Source organism: Streptococcus infantis, from assembly GCF_019929575.1.
In the GTDB taxonomy this organism is placed as follows: domain Bacteria; phylum Bacillota; class Bacilli; order Lactobacillales; family Streptococcaceae; genus Streptococcus; species Streptococcus infantis_L.
Genome location: NZ_JAHZPU010000060.1, coordinates 1 through 1407, shown reverse-complemented (window position 1 = coordinate 1407; position 1407 = coordinate 1). Strand labels below are relative to the sequence as shown.

Annotated in this window: 1 protein-coding gene; it reads left to right on the top strand. The window is 36.9% G+C overall.

The window, feature by feature from the left end:
* Nucleotides 1-39: 39 nt before the first annotated feature.
* Nucleotides 40-1296 (top strand): ISL3 family transposase, encoded by a 1257-nt coding sequence (locus K1I67_RS09575; RefSeq protein ID WP_000436169.1) that lies wholly within the window; start codon nucleotides 40-42, stop codon nucleotides 1294-1296.
* Nucleotides 1297-1407 lie beyond the last annotated feature (111 nt).

Sequence of the window (1407 nt, the reverse complement as noted above, 5' to 3'; positions counted from 1 at the left end):
TAATAAAAAGCGATCAAACAACTCATTAGAAAGAATCATATGGAACAATTACATTTTATCACAAAACTACTCGATATCAAAGACCCTAATATCAAATTTATGGATATCATCAATAGGAATACTCACAAAGAAATCATCGCTAAACTAGATTATGAGGCACCATCTTGCCCTGATTGCGGAAGTCAAATGAAGAAATATGACTTCCAAAAACCGTCGAAAATTCCTTACCTCGAAACGACTGGTATGCCTACTAGAATTCTCCTTAGAAAGCGTCGTTTTAAGTGCTACCAGTGCTCGAAAATAGCGGTCGCTGAGACTCCTCTAGTAAAGAAAAATCATCAAATCCCTCGTATCATCAACCAAAAAATTGCTCATAAGCTGATTGAAAAGACTTCTATGACCGATATTGCACATCAGCTTTCCATTTCAACTTCAACTGTCATTCGAAAACTCAATGACTTCCGTTTTAAGCATGATTTTTCTCATCTTCCTGAGATTATGTCCTGGGACGAGTATGCCTTCACTAAGGGAAAGATGAGTTTCATTGCCCAAGATTTTGACAATCTCAACATTATCACCGTGCTTGAAGGTAGAACACAAGCTATCATCCGAAATCACTTTCTGCGCTACGATAGAGTCGTTCGTTGTCAGGTGAAAATCATTACGATGGATATGTTTAGTCCTTATTATGCCTTGGCTAAACAGCTTTTTCCATGTGCTAAAATCGTTCTAGATCGATTTCACATTGTACAACACTTAAGCCGTGCTATGAGTCGTGTTCGTGTCCAAATCATGAATCAATTTGAGCGAAAATCTCATGAATACAAGGCTATCAAACGCTACTGGAAGCTCATCCAGCAGGATAGTCGTAAACTGAGTGATAAACGTTTTTATCGCCCTACTTTTCGCATGCACTTAACGAATAAAGAGATTCTAGACAAGCTTTTGAGCTATTCAGAAGAGTTGAAACACCACTATCATCTCTATCAACTCTTACTTTTTCACTTTCAGAACAAGGAGCCAGACAAATTCTTCGGACTTATTGAGGACAATCTAAAACAGGCTCATCCTCTTTTTCAGACTGTCTTTAAAACCTTTCTCAAGGATAAAGAGAAAATCGTCAATGCCCTTCAACTACCCTACTCCAACGCCAAATTAGAAGCAACAAATAATCTCATTAAACTCATCAAACGCAATGCCTTTGGATTTCGGAACTTTGAAAACTTCAAAAAACGGATTTTTATCGCTCTGAATATCAAAAAAGAAAGGACAAAATTTGTCCTTTCTAGATCTTAGCTTTTCTTCAACCCACTACAGTTGACAAAGAGCCTAATAAAAAGCGATCAAACAACTCATTAGAAAGAATCATATGGAACAATTACATTTTATCACAAAACTACTCGATAT

Bases quoted from the DNA above. Each gene is read 5' to 3' on its own strand.
- K1I67_RS09575 (WP_000436169.1), top strand. From the start codon at position 40: ATGGAACAATTACATTTTATCACAAAACTACTCGATATCAAAGACCCT.